The organism is Alteribacillus bidgolensis, from assembly GCF_002886255.1.
Classification (GTDB): domain Bacteria; phylum Bacillota; class Bacilli; order Bacillales; family Marinococcaceae; genus Alteribacillus; species Alteribacillus bidgolensis.
On the sequence record NZ_KZ614149.1, the window covers coordinates 4270769 to 4296890 of the forward strand.

Here is a 26122-nt window from a genome sequence, read left to right on the forward strand (position 1 = left end):
ATGTATTCAAAGTGGTGGCATCAATCTGTAGTGTATCAAATTTATCCAAGGAGTTTTTACGATTCTAATAATGACGGGGTAGGAGACTTACGAGGAGTAATAGAAAAGCTGGATTATTTTAAAGAATTAGGAATTGACGTCATTTGGTTAAGCCCTGTGTATAAATCACCAATGGATGATAATGGGTACGATATATCAGACTATAAAGGCATTGCAGAACAGTTTGGTTCGATGGAAGACATGGATGTATTGATCCAGGAAGCTGATAAAATAGGGATAAAAATAGTAATGGACTTAGTTATTAATCATACCTCCGATGAACATGCATGGTTTATGGAATCAAAAAGCAGCAGAGAAAATCCAAAGAGAGACTGGTATATTTGGCGGGATGGCAAAGAAAACGGTGAGCCGCCGAATAATTTACGGTCGATTTTTGGAGGGGCCTGCTGGGAGTATGATGAAACGACACAGCAATATTTTTTCCACTCGTTTTCGAAAAGACAACCTGATTTAAATTGGGAAAATCCAGACGTCCGCAATGAATTATACAAAATGGTCAATTGGTGGCTCGACAAAGGAATCGGCGGATTTAGAGTGGATGCGATAACTTTCATAAAGAAACCGGACGAGTTTAAAGACCTGCCAGCCGACGCGTACGATGGAAGAGTGCTTGTAAAACCAAACCACCCCGGCATTGGAAAATATCTTTCTGAGTTGAATCAGGAAACATTTTCGAAATATGATATCTTTACCGTAGCAGAAGCACCGGGAGTTACATTAGATGAATTGCCAACGTTTGTGGGAGAAGACGGCTATTTTGATATGTTAATACAGTTTGACCATGTGGATTTAGATTTAGGGGAAGAAGGAAAATGGTATAAACCAAAGAAGTGGGATTTAATAGATTTCAAGAAAGCTATTTCAAACAACCAAAAAGCCATTCAAGATAACGGATGGACCGCTTTGTACCTTGAAAATCATGATCAGCCCCGTTCGATAGACAGGTTTATTCCTGAAGAGGATAGAGGACCTGCAGCCGGTAAAATGTTAGCAACGTTATATTTCTTTTTGAAAGGGACTCCGTTTATTTATCAAGGTCAGGAAATAGGGATGACAAATGTTAAATATTCTTCTATTTCCGAGTACGATGATATTGCATCGATTGATCAATACCAATCCGCTTTAGAGGAAGGATATACAGAGCAAGAAGCCTTATCATATATACATAAGCGGAGCCGCGATAATTCCAGGACCCCAATGCAATGGAATGACCAAATAAATGGGGGCTTTACAAAAGGAGAGCCCTGGTTAAAAACCAACTCAAATTATTCATTTGTTAATGTGAATAACAACTTAAAGGATACCCAATCGCTGTTTTATTATTATAAGAAATTAATTAACTTAAGAAAAAATAGTTCATATGCTGATATTTTTACGTATGGAGAATTCAAAGAAGTGATGGAAGAGCATCCTCAAGTTTTTGCTTATACAAGAACGCTGCAGGATAAAGAAGTGCTTGTAGTGGCTAGTTTTTCAAACGAAGAAGTAAGCATACCATTGGAAAAAGAAGCACGCGGGGTTATTATTTCAAACTATGAAGACAGTACAGAAAACCTCCGTTCATTCATTCTTCGACCGTATGAAAGTGTCGTATATGATATTAAATAAACAACAAAGCATTAAGGGGCTGTCCCAAAAGAGCAGCCCCTTCCTTTTTATTCAATCATAAATACTAAAAAAGAAATCATCCTTCTAATGAAATGGTAAGTACCAACACAAACCAATATACATAAAGGTCTTATTTTTAAAGGTTATAACATGGGTCAACTTATTCTTCCAATGGATTTTAGCACCTCATTCCCCCATATGTCACGGAGGTAATTGACAATAAAGAAGAAATGATACAAACCGAGTTTTTCTAACTGAAAAATTTTATTGTTTCGGTTTAAGATAAAATGCGGTTATTGTCAAAAAAAAGAGAAAAATATGTTTTTTCTGAATTTTTTACCTAAATTTAACCTTCCAAGCGTATAATAAAAGACACGTTTGTTTATTTAGAAATATAGTTAAGGAAATGTAGATAATGGAAAAAGGCAGGCTGTATCTACATTACGCGAGGGAGGGTTTACAAAATGGATGAGAAAGAAAAGTCTGTTTTGGAGAATGCTGCGACAGAGGAAGAAAATGTTGACTCGCAAGAAAAACCAGCGGAGAAACGAGTAAAAACGTCGATGGGCTTAGAAGAGAACGTGGCTGGGCTGTTATGTTATTTATTGGGACTCATTACGGGTATTGTTTTTTTAGTTTTAGAAAAGGATAGCCGCTTTGTACGTTTTCATGCGCTGCAATCAATTTTTATTTCAGGAACTTTAGTGGTGTTGAACATCGTCCTCACAGCGATACCTGTTTTAGGATGGCTTCTTGGATTATTTTTATCTCTTATCGGCTTTGTTTTGTGGATTGTATTAATGGTGAAAGCTTATCAAGGAAAGTGGTTTAAACTGTCTATTTTTGGTGATATGGCTGAAAAGCAGTTAGATCAAATGAAAAAATAAAAAGAACGACCAAAAAGCCCTATAAACTTCAACCGTATATAGGACTTAATGAAGATCGGACCGGCAGCGTGTTTTCAAGCTGCTGGCTTTTTTTGTTTTGTTTTTATTTTTTTCGCATAATAACTGTGTAAAAGCATGCCGGTAATAATGACAATCAATCCAACAGAAGCTGTGGCGTTTGGTAACGGGACAGATAAAAGTAAAACTTCTCCGATTACGACAAATAATACTTGTGTTGACTGGGTTGCTTCTACTGCTGCCAGTTTGCTTTGGTGTTTACGTACGCTGTCTGTTGCAATAAAAAATAGAGAAGTAGCTATCACACCAGAGCATATGGCAACAATGAAAGCCTGAAAAATTTGGTCTGTGGAAGGTCCGCCGGATTTTATAAAACCAAATATACAAATGATGAACCAAACAGGAAGAGTGGCTAGGGTCATCCCTAGAACTCGTTGAAACGTATCTAATCTCCCTCCGCATACTTCCATCATTTTTCGGTTGCCTAATGGATAAGCAAAGGCTGCTATTAATACCGGCATGATTCCAATAATAATATCTTTCACAGCCAAAGTGTTTGCACTTTGCATTTGAATTATAGCGACACCGCTTAAAATAATAAATGAGATACAAAGAGCCCTTATTGGTATTTTTACGTTGTTAAAAAATAAAGGGCTGATTAAGACACCAGCTACAATTGTTGTTTGCCAGGTACCAGCAACGAGCCAGCCCGGTCCGTATGATGCTGCATATGTAAGCGGTGCATAAAACAATACAAAGCCTACAAAACTCCACCAAAACCATTGAATCGGTTGTTTTTTCATTTCTTGAATAACTTGTTTTAAGTTATGGCGAAAAAGTACAATAAGAAATAAAAAAGGGAGCATGAAAAGAAATCTAAGCGAAGAACTCCACACCCAGCTTCCCCCTGAAAGTTCCATCGAACGATTCAAAATAAATGTAACTGCGAAAAACATGGAAGCTATAATTCCAATAAATATTTCTTTCATGAAAAGACCCTTTCTCTCATCCTATGATTGGTATAGTATAGTTTATTAATAATTAATTATATTATACCGTTTTAAGTAGAGAAAAACTACATCTTATAAGGAGTTATTAAATATGAGTAACGCAGAAACATTAGCGAAACAAGTTGGTTCTACACTAAGAAAAATAAGACAGGAACGAGGGATGAGTTTACAAGAACTGGCCGATCGGATTGAAGTAAGTAAGTTGACATTAGGAAAGATTGAAAGAGGAGAAGCAAATCCTTCTCTCACTGTTATTTGGAAAATAGCCAATGGGCTGTCCATTCCCATTTCGGTATTACTTAGTGAAGAACAACATGTTAAAATCTCACGAAAAAACACGGGGAATAAAGTAGTTAGCGCTAACGAGGCATGCACTCTTGAACCGATGTTTAATGTTTCACATTACGGGTCGATCGAAATGCACAGAGCTTATTTAAAGCCAAACAGTGAATACTTTCCAGGATCCCATCAATCAGGGGTAGTAGAGTATGTAACTGTAATGGAGGGGGAAGTAAAGATCAATATAGAAGGTGAAATGTTTTATCTTAATCAACATGATTCTATAAAATTTAATGGAGATAGAGAGCATGCATATATTAACTCAACGGCTTCGACTGCTGTTTTGCACTTTGTAATGACATATGCCAATGCATGATACTGTGAAGCAAAGCCGGCTTGTGACATTGTTTTTACAAGTAAGAGTTATGTTTGGTCATTCTCGTATTATTACGGTGATAAATGGGTATGGAACCAATCTAAATGGCAAATTCTTATCCTCTTCTGAATGGAGCAGCCAAAACTTATTCAATTTTTACATGAACTTCTGAGATAGCATTATAACCATACCCCTTTTTATTCCAAACCGGTTTTGTCGGCTGGATCCTTCCTGCAGAATCTGAAGCTCGTATCCATATGTTGTATTCTCCTTTTTTGTCTGCCTGCCACAAATACTGCCAAGTTACCCATGAATAAGGTCCAGCTAATGATTTATTCAAAAGTGTCGGGCGCCAGGTTTTACCTTGATCGAAACTAATCACTACTTCGGTAATATTTCCACGGCCAGTCCACGCAGTTCCTTTGATCAATTGATTTCCTTTATTCCGTATTGTTTGATCAAGCGGTTGTTGAATAATAGAATTCACATTCATGTACGTAACAGGGATGTTTCTATTTTCTTTATTTTTGAAGTAATATACATAATCGATTGTTTGAAAAGGTCCATGAAATGGACTGTCTGTTACTGTTATCCTCTTCAGCCATTTTACTGAAGCCATTCCATACCATTGTGGTACGACAAGACGGAGGGGAAACCCGTGTTTAAATTTAAGCGGCTGATCATTATATTGATAAGCGACAAGTACATCTGGGTGTAAGGCATTTTGGAGCGGTAGGCTTCTTGCAAATGGAACAATTTTATTATCTTTTTGTTTTCCCGCATCAAAGCCTTCAAATACAATCTCTTGTCCTTCTTCTTGAACTTCCGTGAATGACAAAAGATGAAATAAAGGAATCCCTTTCCAACGGCCGTGGGTGATGGCTCCATCTTCCCATTGCTCTCCGTAAATCCTGGGTTTAAATTTCGCTCGTTTATTACCAGCACACTCCATTACCATTTCAATTGTTTTAGCAGGCATCTTTAAAAGATCAAAATAGTGAAAGGTTAAAGGTTTATTTACTCGTCCGTTTATCAATAAAGTAAAATTTTTAGGTGTTATGACAGGAAAAGAGAAATGATTCCGTCGATATACGTACTCAGAAGAAATAAAATCGGGTTGTAAAAAATGTACAGGGGATTCCTGATTTTCCGGGCTTAAGCTTTTTGTAATAAGATAGGGTCTGTTTTTATAATAATTAATCAGCATTCCCTCCCTTACGTTTATAAAATAGTTTATTTTACCTGTAAGGGTGGTATGCTGATTAGTATATGTCATTTCTATCGTTTGCTCTGTGATTTATCTTCGGAGTACTGTCTTTGCGGATTCATATGAGTGAGAGACTCAGTAACAGCTTCTTCAGCCTTGTGGGCGTTCTGGTCATCTTTTTTAGCTTGTTTTTCTATCTGCTCTGCTTCATGCGGCGTTGTATTTTCAAACATGTGCACACCTCCTTTTACATCAAAACAAGAATCAACCAACCTTCCATGCAGGAAAGAAGAAAGTGTATAGAATGAAAAGCTTAGCTCTCCTCTAGACTATCCAAAGAAACTTCGAGTTCATTGTCTGGTTCGTCAAGGGCATAAATTCTCGCGGTATGCTTTTGTTTGTCTACATGCTGAATATAAATCGGGGTTCCATCATACGTAACATGTGCCATAACTGGTGATTCTGAAATTTCCTGGGCGCGCATGACGTTCACTTGATTTTCCTCCTTGTTTATACTTTAGGAAAGTTTCACTTTGTTAAAGGATCAAAGGATAAGCAAAACTATGACTTCCGCCATTTGGACTTGGCGGCAAACCGAGTTTTTCTAAACAAATCAGTTCTCAGTATGCGCGGAAAGTTGCTGTTGTATTCGGATTTTTTAGCACCTTTATTTTTTTCAATAATATAATAAAGGTGTGATTAACTTCTGATGGAAAGAGGGAACATATCCATAAAGATATGAAAAAGGAGGTAGAGAATGTGGGACTGCAACAAGGAGATATAGCACCTGATTTTGTACTGCCGTCAACAGACAAGCATGATATCTCCTTGTCTGATTACAAAGGAAAAAAGAATGTTTTGATCGTGTTCTTTCCTTTAGATTTCACACCTGGCTGAATTAAAGAGTTAACCTCTTGGAAAGAGGAATATAAAAGGTTAAAGGAAAGAGATACAGAAATTTTAGGCATTAGTGTCGATCATATTTATTCACAAAATGTGTTCGAAGCAAGTCTTGGAACCCTTCCGTATCCTTTATTAGCTGATTGGCACAAAACAACGGTAAAAAAATACGACGTTTTTAATCAAGAAGACGAAATTGCGATCCGTTCCTGCTTCTTAATTGATAAAAATGGAATAATTATTTATGTCAATACTGCATTTGATGCAAACAACAAAGATAATTATGAAGAAATCATTTCAGCATGCAGGAAATAGATGGTAAAAAGAATGCTGATGGTCATATAAACGGCAATTTCCTCACCTATGCTATAAGTGAGGAAATTTGTCTTTTATATTATACTTTAGAAATGTTTAACTTTGTTAAAGAATCAAAGGATAAGCAAAACTGCGACTTCCGCCATAAGGACTCGGCGGCAAGCCGTGTTTTTTTAAAGTCCCAGCTTTAAAACCTTCTACAATTAAGCTATAAGAGTTTGTACTAATTTTTCGACAAAATAATCAGAAATATCCTCTGGTGTGTTTGCACTATCCGGTTGATACCACTGCTGAATCCAATTTAATGAGCCTAAAATCATTAACCGGGACAACTTAATATTTATGTTTTTAAAATCTCCGTTATTCACACCTTCTTCAAGAATTTTATCGATACAATTCGCGTAATAGGAACGTTGACTTACAACTTTTTCTAAATTTTGCCCCGAAAAGGTACTTTCCGGTTTATCAATTAAGCTGAAGATTACATTTTCTTCTGTTGATAAATGAATATGAGAGCGGATCACAGATTCTATTTTATGAATACTGGATTGATTGCTTTCTAATATCTCTGTGATTTTTTGATTGCTAGTATCTAAAATAATTTTATGGCATTGGAAGAGCAAGTCCTCTTTGTTTTTAAAGTAGTGGTATAACGATCCCTTTGTCATTAATAATTGAGCTGCAATTTCTTCCATCGTTGTACCGTGCAGCCCTTTTTCTTGCAAAATAGTAGCGGCAGATCGAATAATATCTTCTTTTTTCCTTTGAAGTTTTTGTTCGCGCAATGACATTCGTTTTCACCTCTTACCCCACTCGTTAGATTGAGTTCATTCTTTTTAGTAGTAGTAATATCTTACCACAAACATAAATAGAAGAAATCTTGGTCTAAATAGACAGTTAAAGGTTGCATATAACTTTTCAGGTGAGTTTATTCTTATGGGATATGGATAAGGGGGAATGCTTATTAGAAACGTAAACAACGGATTCAACATTAGAAAATCAAAAGGAATTTTTTTTCTTCATTAATGAAAAATGGTGGGATTTGAGAATTAACTGTTGAAAATCAATCATAAATCCATTGTGCATTAAAATATCTAAGCCCAATAAGCCATTATGATGTTTTGGCAGGATGCCTACGTCAATTTTGTGATTGGTTAAAACATATGGACCGATACGTATTTCATCCATTACTTTTGTATAAAAAGGGGCAGATCCTCCAATTCCATATGCCTCATAAACAGGATCACCGTTTTCATAAATGACTCCGATTTTTTCAAGCACATCTGGGGTTAAAATAGTATGAGAAGAGCCTGTATCGATAATAACATTGTCAATGTGGAGAAGGGATCTTCTATAAATGACAGTGATAGATACAGTCAGCAATTCTCCGTCAAATTGCAGGTTCATTGCACGCGTTCTACCTTTCTAAATGGATCTCGTCTTATATGAATAATACATTCTTCGTTAGATGTATGATAAACAATGGTACCCGGCTCAGCGCGGAAAAGTTCTTTGTTTGCTTCATTATCTGGAATAGAGCGTATAGGCGATACTTCGTGGACGATTTTTTTATCGTATTCTTCGGTATAGTCTAAAATAGACACCAATACAAATTGGTCAGGAAACAAATCTCTCACTTTTTGCCATTTCATAGAGAGACACCTCCTTTTCTTCTATTATAAAGGAAATAAACACATAAATCATGCTGCTCTTTATTACTAGAGAGAATTACAGGAGGATCACAAGTCGAATGATTCGAATGAAGAAATAGAGTACAGTATATTAGAAAGGGAGAATGTAAAAGGAGTGGTACGATGATGAAATACCGGACGCTTGGAAAAACGGGAATGAACGTTTCAGTTATAGGTCTTGGAACATGGCAGTTTGGAGGCGAATGGGGAAGAGAATATAACCAGTCAGAAGTAGATGCCATTTTTGATAAAGCAAGAGAAACAGGTATTAATTTCATTGATACTGCAGAATGTTACGGTGACCACCTTTCTGAGAAATTTATCGGAAAAGCGATTGAAAAAGATCGTGATCAATGGGTGCTTGCAACGAAGTTCGGTCATAAATTTCATAGTTTATACGACAGAACCCGTCATTACAAAGCGGACGAAGTACTTGAGCAGCTGGACGCCTCTTTACGCGCCCTGCGTACAGATTATATTGACTTGTATCAATTTCATTCAGGTGTAGGAGAAGAGTTTAATAATGATGACCTGTGGACCATGCTAGACAAGCAGGTACAGGCCGGGAAAATTAAGCATGTTGGATTATCTATTAAGAAAAACGATGATATTTATCAAACAAGGCAAGCTTCTCAAATAGGAGCGGAAACCATCCAAGTGGTGTATAACCGGCTTGATCGGACACCTGAAGAAGAAGTATTTCCGTCTTGTGAAGAACAAAATCTAGGAGTGCTTGCTCGCGTTCCGCTTGCCAGCGGCTACCTGAGCGGGAAATATAAGCCAGGTGCGGTGTTTTCAGAAAATGATGTGCGTCATAGACACGATCAAGAAGAAACGAGAAGAAAATTAGAAGTCGTATCAGAACTCCAGAAAAATGAAGTACCAGAAGACGTTCCCATGGCGCAATGGGCACTGGCCTGGTGTCTGAAACACTCTGCAGTTACATCTGTTATTCCAGGGTGTAAAAATGCGAAACAAGTTGAATCAAACGCAAAAGCTGCGGAGCTTGTCATGGTCAATGATAATCATACACAAAGTGTTATAAAATAATCGAACAGCTGCTGCCCCTTTTTTAGGAAGAGGCAGTTTTGTTTAGTTTAAGAAAATATATTACGAATCCTGGTTTATTGTGCAGTCATGCAAAGACTGGACTGTGGTATCTCGAATATGAAAAAGCTGACACCGCCTAATGAAAGAAGATATTTTTTAATCATTCAATTATGAATTATTAATTCTAAATTGAATTAATTACTGATATAGGTTTATTCCATATTTTGATGCAGCTATGAATCATCATTCATTAGGTGTGGAATGGCGTACTTGCATAAATAGATAGATTCAAACCCTTGAAAAAAGAGAATGGCAACTTTAATCTGAGATCAACAGTTTGGCATATTTATTGCAATTATTTAATTGTAATCATAAAAACTAAAATATTGAAAGCGATTACAAAAATAGAGACAAAAAAGGAGAGAATTATTTTTATGCACGTATGCAGCGTTATGAAGAATCAGGAAACCCAGAAGATAAACCAGCAGAGACAATCATAGAAAAAGTAAAGAATGGTGAATTAGGGTTGCAAAACAGGAAAAGGTTTCTACGTGTATTCCTAAATAATAACTAGGAGAGTGAGGCAAATGAAGTTTAATTATATATTACTAGAAAGAGAAGAACAGGTAGCGTTTATTATCATTAACCGACCGGAAGTGCGAATGCATTAAATAAAGATACATTAGATGAAATACTCGCTGCTCTTGAACAAGTAAGACAAGATGAGGAAGCAGGATGTGTTGTATTTACAGGCAGTGGAGAAAAGTCTTTTGCGGCGGGGGCTGATATTTTCCAGCTTGAGAAAAAATCCAGCATAGACATATTGCACTCAAATGGCATGCAGGAAGTTTATGATAAAATTGAAAGTTTTGAAAAACCTACGATCGCCATGGTTAATGGCTTAGCACTGGGGGGAGGTTGTGAACTTGCTATGTCCTGCGAGATTGCATCGAAAAATGCCAAACTCGGTCTTCCCGAGCTGAATTTAGCTATTATTCCAGGAGCGGGCGGAACGAAAAGATTAGCTAGATTAATCGGAAAAGGAAAAGCAATGGAGTGGATTCTTTCCGGTAAAATTGTCCTGCCTGAAGAAGCATACCAATTTGGATTAGTTAGTGAGGTGGCAGAACTCGATGAATTACTCACAAAAACGAAAGAATGGGCTGGCTCCATTTTGGCTAAAGGACCATTGGCCGTTCGACTAGCAAAGCTTTCTGTCAATCTGGGATATGAAACGGATATGAAAACAGGTCTTGCCATTGAAAAACTATCCCAAGCAGTACTGTTTGATTCAGATGATAAAACAGAAGGAACTAGAGCATTTTTAGAAAAAAGAGAGCCATCGTTCGTTTAAAGGCTGTTAACAAAAATGAAAGCAGCCTGGTGGTTAAGAAGCAGCTTCATGGAAAGGTATTTTCTTTCTCAACTGCAGATGAGCAAAGACTGGCTCTGTTGGAAAAAAGAAAAAGGAAGTACAAGGTTGTCCACAATAACGGACAACCTTTTTAATACTTACGGGATCAAGGTATATTGGGGCTGATAAGGGCGCTTGCGCTTTTCTTAGAACATTGTAAAAAATTGCTGTAAGAAGGAGAATTATTATGAAAGCGAGAATGAATTAGTAATGAAAGCGCTTAAAAATTATTCAGCTTACTTTTGACTAGAAAGGAAGAGGTCATTGATCACGAAGTTTATAGCTCCTGAAATTATCTTTGGTGAAGAGGCTATACAGCAAACAGGCGAGAGTTTTCTCCGCCTCGGTGCTCAAAGAGTACTAATCGTAAGTGATCCAGGCGTAGCTGAAGCAGGCTGGACAGAAAAAGCAATACATAGTCTTACTGAAGCTTCGTTAACTTATATATCCTACTTTGAAGCGACGACAAATCCGCAAGTTAAGGAAGTAGAAAAAGGAGCACAAATCTATATAGAGAATGAATGTGAGGCTGTACTTGGAGTAGGCGGGGGAAGTGCACTTGATGTGGCCAAAGCGATAGCTGTATTAGTTAACAATGGAGGGAGAATAGAAGATTATGAAGGCATTGATAAAATAAATAAGCCTCTTCCTCCAACTATAATGATTTCCACTACATCCGGCTCCGGCTCAGAGGTATCTCAATTTGCCATTATTTTAGACCCAGCCAGAAAAAAGAAAATGACGATTGTTTCAAAATCACTTGTGCCGGATATTGCCATCGTTGATCCCTTTACTTTAATGACAAAGGATAGCTTATTAACAGCTGCCACTGGTCTAGATGTGTTAACTCATGCAATTGAGGCTTATGTAAGTGTAGCAGCGACTCCGTTAACAGATGTACAAGCCATCCGTTCAATGGAATTGGCAGAACGTTACTTGCGCCCTTCTGTAGCTTCAAAAACAAATTTGGAAGCAAAAAAAGCAATGGCTATGTCAAGTTTGCAGGCAGGGTTAGCTTTTTCGAATGCCATACTTGGGGCAGTTCATGCAATGTCACATGCAATCGGAGGGCAGTATGAGCTTTCACATGGGGAAATAAACAGCATTTTACTGCCTCATGTCATGGAGTTCAATTTTATTGCTGCACCAGAACGGTTCGCACATATTGGAACTATTTTTTGTAAACAAGAGTACAGCGATAGACGAATAGATTATGGACGTACTGCAATTGCAGCTATTAGGAATTTAGCAGATGATATAGGAGCACCTAAAACTCTACGTGAAGCTGGCTTGAAAAAACCTGATTATGAGCTTATGGCTGACATTGCTCTTAATGACGCATGTATGGTAACAAATCCAAGAGATGTTACAAAGAAAGACATCGAACAATTATTACAAAATGCTTATTAAAAAGGAGAAGAAGCATGTTTCACGAAAAGGAAGCAGTCATTGAGAAGCTGACTGGTGTAAAGTCTTCCAAAAAGAGTTATTATACAGAGCTTAAAAGAACGATTGCAGAACTAGAAAGAAAAAATAAAAAATTAGAAGTTTTGAGCGACATCGCAAAAGGGTTTCATGTACACCGGCCTATACAGGAATCACTTGAACGGGTTATAAGCCAATTATATGATATGTATCCTATGCAGCGGATCAGTCTTTCCTTGTTAATAGACGGAGAACTTCAACTGCAAAGTATGTATCCTGATATTTTAGCACCATTTCCGGCGGGTACTATTTTTCCAAAGGAAGAATCCCTATATTGGAAAGCTGCGGAGAGAGATATTATTGTTATTCACGAATTTGATGAATCAACGATTCATTTTAAAGAAGAAATAGCCCTAGCTAGGATTAACATTTACCATCTCTGTATTGTTCCTTTGATTGTGAAAGAAGAATTGGTAGGAGTTCTTTCCTTTGGCAGTGAAGATAGAATAAACTATGACATATCTGATATAGAGTTTTTAAGACAGCTTTCTGATCATTTAGCGGTCCTGGTCGAAAATGCAAGGTTATATCAAGCGGTGCTGCAAGGAAGGGATGAATGGGAGCAAACATTTCAAGCTGTAGCTGACATTTTAATATTAACGGATCGAAATCAACGGATTGTACGATGCAATAAAGCTGCTAATGATTTTTTTCATGTAGAGGAATTGATTGGGAGTTCGTTCCACGAATTGATATGCAGGGAATCTCACCATCCCTGTCCTTTTGAAGATAGCTTTTATACGAACGAAATGAAAAACTATCAGTTAACGATACAACCAGAAAGAGTTTGCGATATCCAAACATTTCCCGTAATCGACGAAAAACAAACAAGCATTGGAATGGTTATTTACATAAAAGATGTTACAGAAAAAATAAGAACACAGGCACAATTAGAGCATTCTGGAAAACTGGCAGCCATCGGAGAAATGGCAGCTGGGGTTGCACATGAATTAAATAGTCCGCTTACAGCTATTTTAGGAAATACACAATTACTGAAACGTTCAATGGGACAAGAAAATGCAAACTATAATTTAGTCGAGGGTATTGAGAGAAGTGGGAATCGCTGCAAAACAACCATTAAAAATTTATTATCTTTTTCTAGACCTGAAAAAAATGAAACAACACAGTGTTCATTTCAACAAGCAGCAGAAGATGTTTTAAGTTTAATTGGTTTTCAAATTGAAAGAGAACAAATTACGATTAATAAAGAATTCGCTCCTGACCTGCCTTCTATTAAAGGCAATCCGCATCAAATAGAACAGGTTTTAATTAATTTATTATTAAACGCCAAAGATGCTCTTTTGAGTAAAAAAGAAAGTAAAAAAATCATAACAATAGAGACAGGTATAATGGAGCATGCTCAGGAAAAAGGGAATTACATTTCTGTTAAAGATAATGGAATTGGAATGGAAGAAAACGTTATGAAGAATATATTCAAACCTTTTTATTCGACGAAATATAAACAAAGAGGCACCGGGCTTGGACTTTCAGTCAGCCTAGATATTTCTAAATCGCATAATGGCACAATATTAGTGAGCAGCAAAAAAGGAAGCGGCAGTGAGTTTACCCTTTGGCTTCCACAAGAAGGGGGTAGTCCATGAATATACTTACGATTGATGATGATAGAGAAATATTAGATTTTTTTCATCATTTATTTCATCAAAAAGGTCACCAGTTATACTTTGCGCATGATAAAAGCTCAACAGAGAAGGCAATCAAGCGTACTTCCCTGGAAATTGCGTTTATTGATTTGAAGCTTCCTGATGTATCTGGTTTACAATTACTAAAAAAAGTAAAACAAGCACATCCAGCATGCAAAGTAGTGATGATGACTGGATACAGCACGGTACAGACCGCTGTAGAAGCAATTAAGCTTGGAGCGGAAGATTATATTGAAAAGCCTTTTGAAGACATAACACTTATAGAAAAAGTGATTCAGCCTGAAAAAGATCAACAGGACATTGACTCTTACATTCAACTTGCAAAAAATTCTGGATTAATAGTTGGAAAAAGCCAGTCCATGAAAGAGGTTGTACGCATTGCCTCAAAGTTTGCAACAAAAAACCTCAACATATTGATTGATGGAGAAACGGGGACTGGTAAAGAAGTGATGGCAAGATATATACATGAAGCTTCTAGTAAGAAACAGAATGAAGGACCTTTCCTTGCTTTAAATTGCGGCGCTGTCGCAGAACAAATATTAGAGAGTGAACTATTTGGTCATGAAAGCGGAGCATTTACAGGAGCTGCTAAAACCCGTAAAGGATATTTCGAACTTGCTTCTAATGGAACACTGCTTCTTGATGAAATTGGAGAAGCCAGTATGCCCATTCAAGTTAAATTGCTAAGGGTCTTAGAATCTAGAGAATTTATGAGAGTCGGCGGGGAAAAAATCCTGCGCACAGGCGCACGTATTTTAGCTGCAACGAACCGTAATTTACGAAGAGAAGTAGAAAAAAACAGGTTCAGGGAGGACTTGTTATTTAGACTTGAAGCTGTAACGATAACCATACCGCCTTTGCGGGAGAGGAAAGAAGATTTGTTAGAGATTTCCTATTTTATTTTGAATAAAGAAGGCCTCTCTCATCTTACATTAAGTGAAGAGGCTTTGGAGCTATTGTATGAACATGAATGGCCTGGAAATATTAGGGAACTGACAAATGTATTGCTAAGAGGATCAGCAGAATTAGAGGATAATGCTAATGTTATTCTTCCTAATCATTTATATATTCCTTTAAATGTCTCAAAAGTAAAGGGTCAAAACAATTTTATAGAAACAGACAGTGGACCAATTTCTGCTCAGTGGAAGGCCGAAATATTGAAAAGTATAGACAGAGGAGATTCCTTGAATTTATCTCATGTTATGGAAGATATGAAAAAAGCGGAATTGCAGGTGAGCAGAGAAATTGCAAAAAAAGCACTTCGTACCGCTAATGGCAGCCAAAAAGAAGCAGCTGAAAAATTGGGAGTGAATCCAAGAAAATTAAGGTATATATTGAACGAAAAGAATTAAGCTGAAAATGGACGTTTTCGGCACAGAAAGGAGCAGTCACTGGGCTTTCGACTGCTCCTCATTGGCATTTTTAAAAGAATCCAAGTTTATTTTCACTGTAACTGACGAGTAAATTTTTCGTTTGTTGGTAATGGGAAAGCATCATTTGATGGTTTTCTCTGCCAATGCCGGACTTTTTGTATCCTCCAAATGCAGCATGAGCGGGGTAATCGTGATAACAATTTGTCCAGACTCTTCCGGCTTGAATGTTTCGGCCAAAGCGGTATGCTTGGTTAATATTTCTGGTCCATACCCCTGCCCCGAGACCGTACAATGTGTTGTTAGCCATTTCTAAAGCTTGCTGGGCAGTATCGAAAGTGGTTACAGAAACAACCGGTCCAAATATCTCTTCCTGAAAAATCCGCATACGGTTATTACCTTTAAAAATAGTCGGCTGAATGTAATAACCGTTCTCTAACTCTCCGCTCTTTATTTGTTTCTCTCCACCTATAAGACATTCTGCCCCTTCTTTTTTGCCGATATCGAGATAAGACATGATTTTCTCCATTTGTTCTTGAGAAGTCTGAGCTCCCATCATTGTTTCCGTGTCAAGAGGATGACCAGTCTTAATAGCTTCTACCCGAGCAAGGGCTTTTTCCATAAAATCGTCATAGATGGAAGACTGTATTAATGCACGGGAAGGACAAGTACATACTTCTCCTTGATTTAAGGCAAACATGACAAATCCTTCTACAGCTTTATCTAGATAGGCATCATCGTTTTCCATTACATCATCAAAAAATATGTTCGGAGATTTTCCACCCAATTCTAATGTGACGGGAATAATATTTTCTGATGCGTATTGCATGATCAACCTTCCCGTAGTGGTTTCTCCGGTAAAGGCTACTTTTTGAATTCTGCTGCTTGAAGCTAATGGTTTACCTGCTTCGACTCCAAAACCGTTAACAATATTCAAGACTCCTGGAGGGAGAAGGTCTGCTATAACTTCCAGCCAAATCATAATAGAAGCAGGAGTCTGCTCAGCTGGTTTTAATACAATGGTATTTCCTGCTGCAAGAGCAGGAGCAATTTTCCATGAAGCCATAAGCAAGGGGAAATTCCATGGTATAATTTGGCCGACAACGCCAAGCGGCTCGTGAAAATGATAAGCAACAGTGTCGTCAGATATTTGAGAAAGTGAACCTTCTTGTGATCGAATTGCACTAGCAAAATATCGGAAATGGTCGATCGCTAAAGGAATGTCAGCGTTCAAAGTTTCCCGTATAGCTTTGCCGTTGTCCCACGTTTCAGCTAAAGCAAGTTCTTCTTTATGGTCTTCCATTCTATCAGCAATTTTAAGAAGGAGATTTGCACGTTCTGTTGGTGAGTGTGCAGCCCAAACATTTTTGACATTATGCGCAGCATCTAAGGCTCGTTCAATATCTTCTTTGGAAGAACGAGCAATTTCACAAAAAGCTTCTCCTGTAACCGGCGTGACATTTTCAAAATAATCCCCTTTTACTGGAGGTTTCCATTCACCATTTATAAAGTTTTCATATTTTGATTGAAATGAAATTAGAGCATTTTTTGTATTTGGACTAGCGTAAAGCATAAGTATATGACTCCTTTCTTAGGGGAAGGGTGCACGAAAAGTTTTGCCCTTTATAAGCTCATTAATCTTGGTTTACTTTTAAAACAATTCTGCCATTGATATCTCCTTTTTCCATTTGATCAAATACATCATTTATGTCATCTAACTCTTTTGTCTCAATCATTGTTTTTATCTTGCCGTCAGCTGCTAAATCTAAGCATTCTCTAAGATCCTTACGCGTACCAACAATTGAACCTTTCACGGACACGCCATTGAGAACGGTATCAAAAATAGGTATAGGAAGCTCATCATTAGGAAGTCCGACTACGACCAGGCTTCCTCCACGCTTTACTGATTGATAGGCCTGTTCAAAAGCCTTTTTTGTGACAGCCACGCTAATAGCAGCTTGTACACCGCCCAGTCGATCATGTATAGCTGCAGCAGGATCTTCATTCATTCCGTTAACTGTTTCATCAGCACCTAAATCTTTAGCAAGCTGCAGTTTTTCATCACGAATATCAACAGCCACAACCTTAAGTCCCATTGCTTTTGCATATTGAACAGCAACATGGCCCAGACCTCCAATACCATAAACAGCTACCCAATCTCCAGGTTTAGCTTCAGAAACCTTCAAAGCTTTGTAAGTAGTAACTCCCGCGCAAAATAATGGAGCAGCTTCATCAAAGGATAATGAATCAGGAATTTTAGCTGTGTAAGCAGCAGGTGCTTTGCAGTATTCAGCATAGGCGCCGTCAACAGAGTAACCTGCATTCAGTTGATCCGGACAAAGCGTTTCTCTTCCTGACAAGCAATATTCACATTCGCCGCAAGCTGAATAAAGCCACGGAATCCCGACTCTATCTCCTGTTTTTAATGACGTGACACCTTCTCCAACTTTTTCTACTACACCAACTCCTTCATGACCTGGAATAAGCGGAAGTGTTGGTTTTACCGGCCAGTCGCCGTGTGCGGCATGTAAATCGGTATGGCATACCCCGCAAGAATGAATCTTAACTAAAATTTCTCCATGCCCTACATCTGGAATTGGCACATCCTTAATCTCTAGTTTTTGATAAAACTCATTTACAATAGCAGCTTTCATCGTTTGGATTCCTCCTTTTATTGTTGTACACACTTTTAAAATGCAAGGTTTGTGCCAAAAATCTAACATAAGATACGGTTTTAAAGATGCGGTTACGGTCCCTAATTTTTTGGATAAATGCCTGCCTTTATAAAAAATAAGTTAGGAAAACTGCCAACAAAATGTCGGCATTACGTTCCGAAAAAACGGCACCTATCACTTGAATAAACTATTGCACATATGTGCGATGGTTGCACAAATTAAAATAATTTTATTAATAGGATTGACTGTTTAAAAAAGAATGATTTAATATATTGAACAAGGAAGCACATATGATTAAATAAAAGCACATATGTGCAAGAGGCAAGTTGAAGGAGGGAGTTTGTGGATTGGAATGAAGAAAGACGTTTAATCAAGGTCGCCAAAATGTATTATGAGGAAAATCTTACTCAAAATGAAATCGCTAACAAACTAGGGATATACCGCACAACCATTACTCGTTTACTGCAGCGGGCCCGAGAGAAAAAAATTGTTCAAATTTCAATTAAGGGCGATTATAGTGAACAGGTCGCTTTAGAAACGGAGCTTGCAAATTATTTTAATTTGAAAGAAGCAATCGTAGTTCCTGCTTTTGAAAATCAGAGCTCCAAAGAAAAAAGATCAGCACTAGGAAAAGCTGCTGTCGCGTTTCTTAATAACATTATTAAAGACGGAGATGTGATCGGTTTCGCGTGGGGAAGTACATTGGGAAGCATGGTTGATCAGCTAGAACGTTATAAGAAAAGAGAAGTAGATTTTGTTCCGCTTGTTGGAGGTCCGGGAAAAATGCCAGTCGACCAACATGTTAATACGATCGTTTATACACACGCAAAAGCGTACAGCGGAAAAGCTCATTTCCTTGATGCTGCAGCTATTGTGCCATCCGTTCAAAGTAGAAATGAGATTTTTGAATCCGATTACTTTCAGGATATTTTATCGTTATGGGAACGTTTAACGATAGCAATTGTTGGTATTGGAGCCCCGCTTAGTTCTTCAAATCTAGTATTTTCCGGGTTTTTGGGAGATAAAGATGTCGAAACGTTGAGAGCGCTTCAACCGATTGGAGATATTTGCTCAAGATTCTATAACATTCATGGAGAAAAACTAAGCAGTGATATAGATGATCGAACGATTGCTATTGATTTGGAACAGTTAGAAAAAATGAATTATTCCATTGGTGTTGCTGAATCTGCTGAAAAAGTGGAATCTATCGCGGGAGCATTAAGAGGAGAATATATTTCCCATTTAATTACGAATGATTTGACCGCACAAGCTATTTTAGATTATGTGAAAAGGGAGGGAGATAGATGATTTTAGTATTACTTGCAATTGTGGCCGTTATGTTTATTCTACAATGCATTCTTGGCTTTTGGCAGGTGAAAAATTTTAATTTACATTATGCTGAATTGAGAAAGCATGGAAAAGTAGCTATAGGAAGGTCTAAAGGCCTCATAAGAACCGGCGTAGTCTTACTGATTAGTATTGATAATAATACTCGTATTAAACAAGTTAGAAAAATGCAGGGAGTTACGGTATTCGCGAGGTTTAAGAATATGAAAAGCCTTGAGGGAAGTCACTTGTTAAAACCAGATAATAAGGCATTGAATCAGATGGACCGTTTTACTAAAAAGGCGTATGAAGATGCTCAGCATGTGTATCGTATTATACAGGCTGGCGGTGAAGTTCCGAAGCCGAAAAGTCCTTTAGAGAAATTATTTAGTGTGATGCAAAAGAAAAAAGGTGAGGTGAGCAGTTCATAATGGATTATCTAGTTAATATAGCAGAAGGATTTATTGGATTATTTGAACGAGGCGCCGAAACATTTATGGGATTTGTTACAGATATTATTCCTTTGTTAATTATGCTTCTTGTCGCTATGAACGGCCTCGTTCAATTAATTGGACAAGAAAGAATTGAAAAACTAGCAATGAAGTCATCCGGGAATATTTTTACAAGATATTTGGTGCTGCCAACATTAGGAACTTTCTTTCTATTAAACCCGATGACCTTATCCCTCGGCCGGTTTCTGCCTGAAAAATATAAACCGGGATATTACGCGTCGGCTAGTTATTCCTGTCACTCTATGAACGGACTGTTTCCACACGTCAACCCAGCCGAATTATTTGTATTTTTAGGGGTTGCAGCTGGGATTGAGCAGCTTGGATTTTCTCAAGCGGATTTAGCACTTCGTTACTTTTTGGTCGGTTTAGTTATGAACATGTTTCGCGGCTGGATTACGGATATTTGTGTCCATTACGTAGAAAAACAACAAAAGACGAAATTAAAAACAACAGTATCTGAATCGGTTAAAGGGGGAAGTGTCAATGCCTAAGGAAGAGTATTCTACTGTAAAAGTGGAGAGAGGTTCAGGTGGTTTTGGCGGACCGTTACAAATAGCTCCAAATGAAAAAAGAAATAAGATCGTTAACATTACAGGAGGTCCTATTTCTTCAGTTGCCGAGCGTATTGCTGACTTGACGGGCGGAGAAATTGTTAATGGCTTTAAAACAACTGTTCCAGAAGAGGAAATGGCTTGTGTCATCATAGATTGCGGTGGGACGCTTAGAGCAGGTTTATATCCTAAAAAGCAGATTCCTACTATTAATATAATGTCGACTGGACCGAGTGGTCCATTAGCAAAATTTATAACTGAAGATATTTACGTTTCGGGTGTTAAACCGGAGAATGTCCAAACAACAGAGGGGAATAATGATCAAATAAACAAAGCTGAGCCTAAAGATGAAGTAGAAGAAGTTCAACAAGCACCCCAGAAAAGCTATGATACTTCAAAAAAAGTAAGTGAACAATCTTCCGAAAACCTCATGACGAAAATTGGAAAGACAATGGGGAATGTGGTAGGCGTACTTTACCAAGCTGGACGGGATACAATCGACACTGTCATAAAGACTATTCTGCCTTTTATGGCGTTTGTATCGATGCTTATCGGTCTTATTTTAGAAACAGGGATCGGAGATGTTTTTGCGAATATATTGTCACCGCTTTCCGGAAGTATATGGGGTCTATTGCTCTTATCAGCAATTGTATCCTTTCCACTCTTATCTCCATTCCTTGGGCCGGGAGCGGTTATCGCACAAGTCATTGGAAGCTTGATTGGTGTGGAGATTGGAAGAGGCAATATCCCGCCGCAATTTGCTTTGCCAGCTGTATTTGCGATCAACTCCCAAGCAGCAGCTGATTTTGTTCCTGTAGGCCTTGGGTTAGCAGAAGCAGAACCGGAAACCGTAGAAGTTGGAGTTCCTGCTGTGTTATACGGAAGGTTTCTTACTGGGGCACCGACTGTTTTTGTTGCATGGTTAGCAAGCTTTGGTATGTATGAATAAAAGTTTTAAGGAGGATCATGATGGCACAAATTTACAAAACTACCGTAACAGAACTAGGTCCAATGGTAACCGAGTTTTTAAATGAAAAAATCATTATTCTATTTAAAGGAGACGCTCCTGAAGAACTAGCTGAATATTGCGTACTTCATGAAGTTAATCAGTTAGATGAAGAAATTAAAGAAAACGATGTATTTATGATAAATGAAGAAGAATATGTGATCACGGGAGTAGGAAGCGCTGTTAATAAAAACTTAGAACAGCTTGGTCATATAACTTTAAAATTTGACGGGAGTACAGAACCGGAACTGCCAGGTACGCTTTCCTTAGAAGAAAAAGAGATACCAGAAATAAAACTGGGAGATAATCTTCAAATCATACGCTAATGTTATAGGAGGTATAAACATGTCTTTAAAAGAAAAAGTGGCTATTGTAGCTGGAGGCGGACAAAACCTCGGTGAACATATCAGCTATCGATTAGCGCGCGAAGGATACGGAGTGGCAGTAACTGATATTAATGAGGAGAATGCAGTATCGGTTGCTAGTGATATAGAAAAAGAGACAGACCAAAATGTGATTGGTTTTAAAGTGGATGTAACGGATGAAGAAAGTGTTTCCGAAATGGTGACGCGGGTTAAGGAAGAGTTTGGAAGAATTGACTTACTTGTTTTCAATGCAGGTGTAGCAAAAAGTACTAAAATCACTAATTTTGAACTGAATGATTGGAAAATAATGGTAGATGTCAATCTAACGGGCTACTTTTTATGTGCCCGTGAAGTTTCAAAAGTAATGATTGACCAAGGGGAAGGGAGCATTATTCAAATTAACTCTAAATCAGGAAAAGTAGGGAGCAAACATAATGCTGGCTATTCATCCTCAAAGTTCGGAGGAGTAGGCCTCACTCAAAGTTTGGCTCTTGATCTTGCTGAACACGGAGTTAGAGTGAATAGTATTATGCCAGGTAATTTATTAAAATCACCGATGTTCCAAAGCCTTATTCCTTCTTATGCCAAAAAGCTGAATATTAGTGAAGATGAAGTTGAACAAGTGTACATTGACAAAGTACCTATGAAAAGAGGATGTACGTATGAAGATGTTGCCAATGCTATTGTTTTCTATGCATCCGATCAAGCTTCTTACATGACTGGACAGTCTATTAATGTGACAGGCGGACAAGTGATGCACTAATATAAAGATAGAGCTTTAAGTTAAAACAGGCGAAAGGAATATAAAGGAATGAAAATTTTAATCGATTCTGCCAATATAGAGAAGATTAATAGGTTAAGCGAAATTTACTATGTACATGGGATAACCACAAACCCTTCTATACTGGCAAAAGAAGAAAGTTACCCTGAAAAATCTCTTAGCCAGATTAGTAATGTAATAGATGAAAAGATGGAATTTCATATCCAGGTTTTAGCAGAAACTGCTGAAGATATGTTAAAAGAAGCAAATCATATTCTAAATACGTATGGAAGATCCGTTTATATAAAGGTACCGGTATCCGAAGAGGGTTTTAAAGCTATAAAATGGCTGGCGAAAGACGGGGTGAAAACAACAGCTACCGCAGTGTTTTCCGTACAGCAAGGCATTTTAGCGGCTTTGGCAGGGGCTCACTATATAGCCCCTTATGTTAACCGCATTGACAATTTCAATGGAAACGGCATTAAATTAATACAACGTTTAAGTGAATTATTTGAGAAAAAACAAATCAAAACAAAGATTTTAGCAGCAAGCTTTAAAAATACAAAACAAATAGAGGATGCTTTTTTGGCAGGAGCTCATACTGTGACTGTGCCACCTGACTTACTGGATAAAATGGGGAGCCACAAAGGGACAGACGAAGGAATCAAAGGGTTCATTCATGACTATGAGGCAGTCTTTAAATAAAAAGATGCTAATCTTACATGAATTATAAGAAAGTAGTGATTAGACGAAATGAAAGCTGTCATATTTGATTTTGACGGATTGATTATGGATACGGAAACTCCTCAATATGAAGTCCTTCAAGAAATATTTTATGAATATAACAGTAACTTGCCGCTATCTGTTTGGCAAAAAGAGATTGGCACATCTACAGATTTTTGTCCTTTTCGTTATTTAGAATCTAAAACGAAAAAAAAGTTTGATAAGGAAAACCTTCAAAAAGCACTGGATCGACGTTTTCAACAACGTTTAGCGAAAGAGGCGGCAAGACCTGGAGTCAAAAATTACTTGAATGAAGCGAAAAGACTTGGTTTGCACATTGGATTAGCCTCTAGCTCTAATTATCAGTGGGTTTCCACTCATTTAAAAAACTTAGGATTGTTTCCATTTTTTAAATGTATTAAAACTTCTGATGATGTGGAAAACGTAAAACCTGATCCCTCTTTATATTTAGAAGCTGCCAAGTGTTTACAGGTTGATCCTAAAGAATGCATCGTTTTTGAAGATTCAGCGAATGGAGCATTAGCTGCTAAAAAAGCAGGGATGTCATGTGTTATTATACCTAATAAAGTGACAAATGAACTTGAATTTTGCAATGTAGAACGAAGATTGCTGACGATGGAAGAATGTACGTTAAATCAAATAATAGATGAAATAGAAACAAAAAAGTAACCAATGACGAAGGAAGCTGCCCAACTCTTTACTGTGGGCGGCTTTTTTTACAACACACTAATTAAAACGACGAGACTCGTTTTGAAAGGCATTGGTAATAATCCCCTATTCTGCCTATTTTACTTCTGTGAAAACCCTCCTCTTATGAAACCCTCCTTTTATCAAATAAGAAATGTTAATATATGCATTAAGAATACTTTTTTTATACTTTAGGTATGTGAATGAATTTCAATAATACATTTCTATATCATTATAAACGAACATTTTATAAAATTCCCTCGTTATTATTCGATTTTAGCTTCAGGCGGACGCTTTCACCCTCGGGGCACAAGCGCGACATCTACTCCAACTCACTTTGTTCGTTATCGTAGTGTTTGCCGCGGGCTTGGCTTCAGCCTCCTCGGCAGCAAGCTGCCTGCGGGGTCTTTAGCTCAAGCTTATCCCGCAGGAGTCGTGGCCTTCCGCCATAAGGACTCGGCGGTAAACCGAGTTTTTCTAATAGAAAGGGGTGATATCTATGACTACTTTTAAAAAGAACACGTTGATTGCTATAGGAAGTGTTTCTGTCTTTTTGGGAGTGGTCGGTATTATTTTGCCTCTGCTCCCAACAACTCCTTTTCTTCTGCTTGCAGCATATTGCTATGCTAGATCGTCGAAAAGATTGTACGAAAAACTATTAAACACTAAAGTACTGGGACCTTATATTAAAAATTACCGTGCTGGAAAAGGAATTCCCATGAAAACAAAAATTATTGCTATAGCAGTTTTATGGACCAGCTCTTTCTACTCGATTTTCTTTATCGTTCCGCTCATAATTGTGAAAATTTTGTTAGTGATGGTAGTGATGTATATCTCGTATTATATTATGTCGTTGAAAACGTATCGAAATTATGAGAAATTATGAGAATAGACGTATTATTTCTAAAAACAAAAAGTTTATTTAATATAAAGATCTCCGCCTGAATAAGTTGAAATGAAGACGTTTTTAAAAGTATAGAACTGCTTTAATAACGGGCGGAGGTGTGAGGGAAAATGAAAGCAGCGGTATTAGGAGCTGGACTTATGGGAAAGGAAGTGGCAAGAGATTTATTAACGAATCCAGCTGTTACAAAAGTAGCTCTTGCAGATGTAGAGAAGAAAAAAGCTGATGCTGCAATTGCTCCGTTAAAAGATAGCCGCCTAACTTCAGTTTATATGGATGCTACGGATGAAAAACAGCTAGCTGACTTTATAAAAAATTTTGATGTGGTAGTAAACGCGTTATTTTATACTTTCAATGAAACGGTGGCTAAAACAGCTATAAAAACAGGCGTACATGCATGTGACTTAGGCGGTCATATTGGGGAGGCAACTGATCATATTCTAGAATGGAAACAAGAAGCAATAGAGGCTGGGATTACCTATATTCCTGATTTAGGTGTGGCTCCTGGAATGATAAATATATTGACGGGTTACGGAGCCGGAAAGCTTGACGAGGTAGAAAACATTTACTTGCGTGTTGGCGGACTGCCATTACGACCTGAACCTCCATTTGGGTATAATCATGTGTTTTCTATAGAGGGGGTATTTGATCATTACACAGACCCTTCTCTCATTATTCGAAATGGTGAACTGACATATGTTAAGCCTTTGTCAGAAATAGAGCCGATTTATTTTGAAGGTTTCGGACCGTTAGAAGCATTTCATACATCAGGCGGTACTTCTACGCTTCCCAAAACGTTTCCTTACGTAAAAAATTTAGATTATAAAACAGTCCGATATCCAGGACATGCGGAAAAGTTTAAACTTTTCGTCGACTTGAAAATGACTGATCGAACGTATGAGGTAGACGTTGGAGGAAAAAAAGTAAAGCCAAGAGAAGTGCTTCGTGAAGTATTGGCCCCGGTTGTTGATTTAAAAGACAAAGATGATGTTGTGCTGCTCCGAGTACGAACAGAAGGTATAAAAGATGACAAAAATACAGCCTATGAATTTGAAATGAAAACTGTAAAAGACAGGTCTTTAAATGTCACTGCCATGGCCCGTGCTACAGCTTATACGATTTCCATTGCAGCCCAGATGATGGGAAGCGGTTTAATAAAAAAAAGAGGCATCTTTTGTCCAGAGGAAATAGTACCAGGCAAAGAATACATCGAAGAAATGGCAAAAAGGGGAGTTGTCATTAAAGAAACAACCAATTAGGG

Annotated in this window: 28 protein-coding genes; 19 read left to right on the forward strand and 9 right to left on the reverse strand. The window is 37.7% G+C overall.

The window, feature by feature from the left end:
• Together CEF16_RS20975 and CEF16_RS20980 are read left to right on the forward strand one after the other, a co-directional pair.
• Positions 1–1668 carry a glycoside hydrolase family 13 protein gene (locus CEF16_RS20975; protein WP_091585888.1) on the forward strand — a complete coding sequence of 556 codons (1668 nt, stop codon included), beginning with the start codon at positions 1–3 and terminating at the stop codon, positions 1666–1668.
• A gap of 464 nt (positions 1669–2132) precedes the next feature.
• On the forward strand, positions 2133–2555 hold the full coding sequence (locus CEF16_RS20980; protein ID WP_170032251.1) for a DUF4870 domain-containing protein: 423 nt from the start codon (positions 2133–2135) through the stop codon (positions 2553–2555).
• Between the two features lie 74 nt (positions 2556–2629).
• On the opposite strand, the gene CEF16_RS20985 is transcribed toward CEF16_RS20980, so the two are convergent.
• Positions 2630–3562, reverse strand: a complete 933-nt coding sequence (locus tag CEF16_RS20985) for a DMT family transporter (RefSeq protein WP_091585890.1) — start codon at positions 3560–3562, stop codon at positions 2630–2632.
• 112 nt (positions 3563–3674) lie between these two features.
• Here CEF16_RS20985 and CEF16_RS20990 point away from each other — a divergent pair, with 112 nt between their 5' ends.
• Positions 3675–4238 carry a helix-turn-helix domain-containing protein gene (locus CEF16_RS20990; RefSeq protein WP_091585892.1) on the forward strand — a complete coding sequence of 188 codons (564 nt, stop codon included), beginning with the start codon at positions 3675–3677 and terminating at the stop codon, positions 4236–4238.
• A gap of 145 nt (positions 4239–4383) precedes the next feature.
• Here the strand turns inward: CEF16_RS20990 and CEF16_RS20995 are convergent, their stop codons facing one another.
• The 3 genes from CEF16_RS20995 to CEF16_RS21000 form a co-directional block, all read right to left on the reverse strand.
• Positions 4384–5445, reverse strand: coding sequence for a sulfite oxidase (locus tag CEF16_RS20995; RefSeq protein WP_175488362.1), 1062 nt, complete (start codon positions 5443–5445; stop codon positions 4384–4386).
• Between the two features lie 71 nt (positions 5446–5516).
• Positions 5517–5678 carry a hypothetical protein gene (locus CEF16_RS23985; protein WP_170032254.1) on the reverse strand — a complete coding sequence of 54 codons (162 nt, stop codon included), beginning with the start codon at positions 5676–5678 and terminating at the stop codon, positions 5517–5519.
• A gap of 80 nt (positions 5679–5758) precedes the next feature.
• A complete protein-coding gene (locus CEF16_RS21000; protein WP_091585894.1) occupies positions 5759–5938 on the reverse strand; it encodes a small acid-soluble spore protein H in 180 nt (59 codons plus the stop codon).
• A gap of 266 nt (positions 5939–6204) precedes the next feature.
• On the opposite strand from CEF16_RS21000, the gene CEF16_RS21010 reads away from it, so the two are divergent.
• Positions 6205–6660, forward strand: coding sequence for a redoxin domain-containing protein (locus CEF16_RS21010; RefSeq protein ID WP_342750491.1), 456 nt, complete (start codon positions 6205–6207; stop codon positions 6658–6660).
• Between the two features lie 203 nt (positions 6661–6863).
• On the opposite strand, the gene CEF16_RS21020 is transcribed toward CEF16_RS21010, so the two are convergent.
• The 3 genes from CEF16_RS21020 to CEF16_RS21030 form a co-directional block, all read right to left on the reverse strand.
• Entirely contained in the window at positions 6864–7451 is a 588-nt protein-coding gene (locus CEF16_RS21020) for a TetR/AcrR family transcriptional regulator (RefSeq protein WP_091585902.1), read from the reverse strand.
• A 208-nt stretch (positions 7452–7659) separates the two neighbouring features.
• Positions 7660–8067, reverse strand: a complete 408-nt coding sequence (locus CEF16_RS21025) for a retropepsin-like aspartic protease (RefSeq protein WP_091585904.1) — start codon at positions 8065–8067, stop codon at positions 7660–7662.
• Positions 8064–8312, reverse strand: a complete 249-nt coding sequence (locus CEF16_RS21030; protein WP_091585906.1) for a hypothetical protein — start codon at positions 8310–8312, stop codon at positions 8064–8066. Before CEF16_RS21030 ends, CEF16_RS21025 begins: the two co-directional genes overlap by 4 nt.
• A gap of 165 nt (positions 8313–8477) precedes the next feature.
• Between CEF16_RS21030 and CEF16_RS21035 the strand changes: the two genes are divergently transcribed.
• From CEF16_RS21035 to CEF16_RS21060, 5 genes are all read left to right on the forward strand, one after another.
• Positions 8478–9401, forward strand: a complete 924-nt coding sequence (locus CEF16_RS21035) for an aldo/keto reductase (protein WP_091586258.1) — start codon at positions 8478–8480, stop codon at positions 9399–9401.
• A 691-nt stretch (positions 9402–10092) separates the two neighbouring features.
• Positions 10093–10755, forward strand: coding sequence for an enoyl-CoA hydratase/isomerase family protein (locus tag CEF16_RS21045; RefSeq protein ID WP_342750507.1), 663 nt, complete (start codon positions 10093–10095; stop codon positions 10753–10755).
• A 324-nt stretch (positions 10756–11079) separates the two neighbouring features.
• Positions 11080–12225, forward strand: a complete 1146-nt coding sequence (locus CEF16_RS21050) for an iron-containing alcohol dehydrogenase (protein ID WP_091585908.1) — start codon at positions 11080–11082, stop codon at positions 12223–12225.
• Positions 12226–12239: 14 nt separating this feature from the next.
• Entirely contained in the window at positions 12240–13901 is a 1662-nt protein-coding gene (locus CEF16_RS21055; protein ID WP_170032257.1) for an ATP-binding protein, read from the forward strand.
• The gene (locus CEF16_RS21060; RefSeq protein ID WP_091585912.1) at positions 13898–15313 is read left to right on the forward strand and encodes a sigma-54-dependent transcriptional regulator; all 1416 of its coding nucleotides are present in this window, start codon (positions 13898–13900) and stop codon (positions 15311–15313) included. Before CEF16_RS21055 ends, CEF16_RS21060 begins: the two co-directional genes overlap by 4 nt.
• 70 nt (positions 15314–15383) lie before the next feature.
• Here the strand turns inward: CEF16_RS21060 and exaC are convergent, their stop codons facing one another.
• Both exaC and adhP read right to left on the reverse strand, forming a co-directional pair.
• On the reverse strand, positions 15384–16904 hold the full coding sequence (exaC, locus tag CEF16_RS21065) for an acetaldehyde dehydrogenase ExaC (protein WP_091585914.1): 1521 nt from the start codon (positions 16902–16904) through the stop codon (positions 15384–15386).
• Between the two features lie 61 nt (positions 16905–16965).
• A complete protein-coding gene (gene adhP, locus CEF16_RS21070) occupies positions 16966–17985 on the reverse strand; it encodes an alcohol dehydrogenase AdhP (protein WP_091585916.1) in 1020 nt (339 codons plus the stop codon).
• Between the two features lie 363 nt (positions 17986–18348).
• Here adhP and CEF16_RS21075 point away from each other — a divergent pair, with 363 nt between their 5' ends.
• The 10 genes from CEF16_RS21075 to CEF16_RS21120 all read left to right on the forward strand — a co-directional run bounded on the left by CEF16_RS21075 (position 18349) and on the right by CEF16_RS21120 (position 26120).
• On the forward strand, positions 18349–19314 hold the full coding sequence (locus tag CEF16_RS21075) for a sugar-binding transcriptional regulator (protein ID WP_211295873.1): 966 nt from the start codon (positions 18349–18351) through the stop codon (positions 19312–19314).
• Complete coding sequence (locus tag CEF16_RS21080) at positions 19311–19763, forward strand: transcriptional regulator GutM (protein ID WP_091585918.1); 453 nt, start codon at positions 19311–19313, stop codon at positions 19761–19763. The genes CEF16_RS21075 and CEF16_RS21080 overlap by 4 nt, the downstream gene beginning before the upstream one ends.
• A complete protein-coding gene (gene srlA / locus CEF16_RS21085) occupies positions 19763–20335 on the forward strand; it encodes a PTS glucitol/sorbitol transporter subunit IIC (protein ID WP_091585920.1) in 573 nt (190 codons plus the stop codon). The genes CEF16_RS21080 and srlA overlap by 1 nt, the downstream gene beginning before the upstream one ends.
• Complete coding sequence (gene srlE, locus CEF16_RS21090; protein WP_091585922.1) at positions 20328–21344, forward strand: PTS glucitol/sorbitol transporter subunit IIB; 1017 nt, start codon at positions 20328–20330, stop codon at positions 21342–21344. The genes srlA and srlE overlap by 8 nt, the downstream gene beginning before the upstream one ends.
• Before the next feature lie 17 nt (positions 21345–21361).
• Entirely contained in the window at positions 21362–21727 is a 366-nt protein-coding gene (locus tag CEF16_RS21095) for a PTS glucitol/sorbitol transporter subunit IIA (protein WP_342750492.1), read from the forward strand.
• 19 nt (positions 21728–21746) lie between these two features.
• Positions 21747–22529, forward strand: coding sequence for a sorbitol-6-phosphate dehydrogenase (gene srlD / locus CEF16_RS21100; protein ID WP_091585926.1), 783 nt, complete (start codon positions 21747–21749; stop codon positions 22527–22529).
• A gap of 48 nt (positions 22530–22577) precedes the next feature.
• Positions 22578–23231, forward strand: coding sequence for a transaldolase family protein (locus tag CEF16_RS21105; RefSeq protein WP_091585928.1), 654 nt, complete (start codon positions 22578–22580; stop codon positions 23229–23231).
• Between the two features lie 48 nt (positions 23232–23279).
• A complete protein-coding gene (locus tag CEF16_RS21110) occupies positions 23280–23939 on the forward strand; it encodes an HAD family hydrolase (protein ID WP_091585930.1) in 660 nt (219 codons plus the stop codon).
• Between the two features lie 517 nt (positions 23940–24456).
• Positions 24457–24843 (forward strand): YbaN family protein, encoded by a 387-nt coding sequence (locus CEF16_RS21115; protein WP_091585932.1) that lies wholly within the window; start codon positions 24457–24459, stop codon positions 24841–24843.
• A 128-nt stretch (positions 24844–24971) separates the two neighbouring features.
• The gene (locus CEF16_RS21120; RefSeq protein WP_091585934.1) at positions 24972–26120 is read left to right on the forward strand and encodes a saccharopine dehydrogenase family protein; all 1149 of its coding nucleotides are present in this window, start codon (positions 24972–24974) and stop codon (positions 26118–26120) included.
• The last annotated feature ends 2 nt before the right edge of the window (positions 26121–26122 follow it).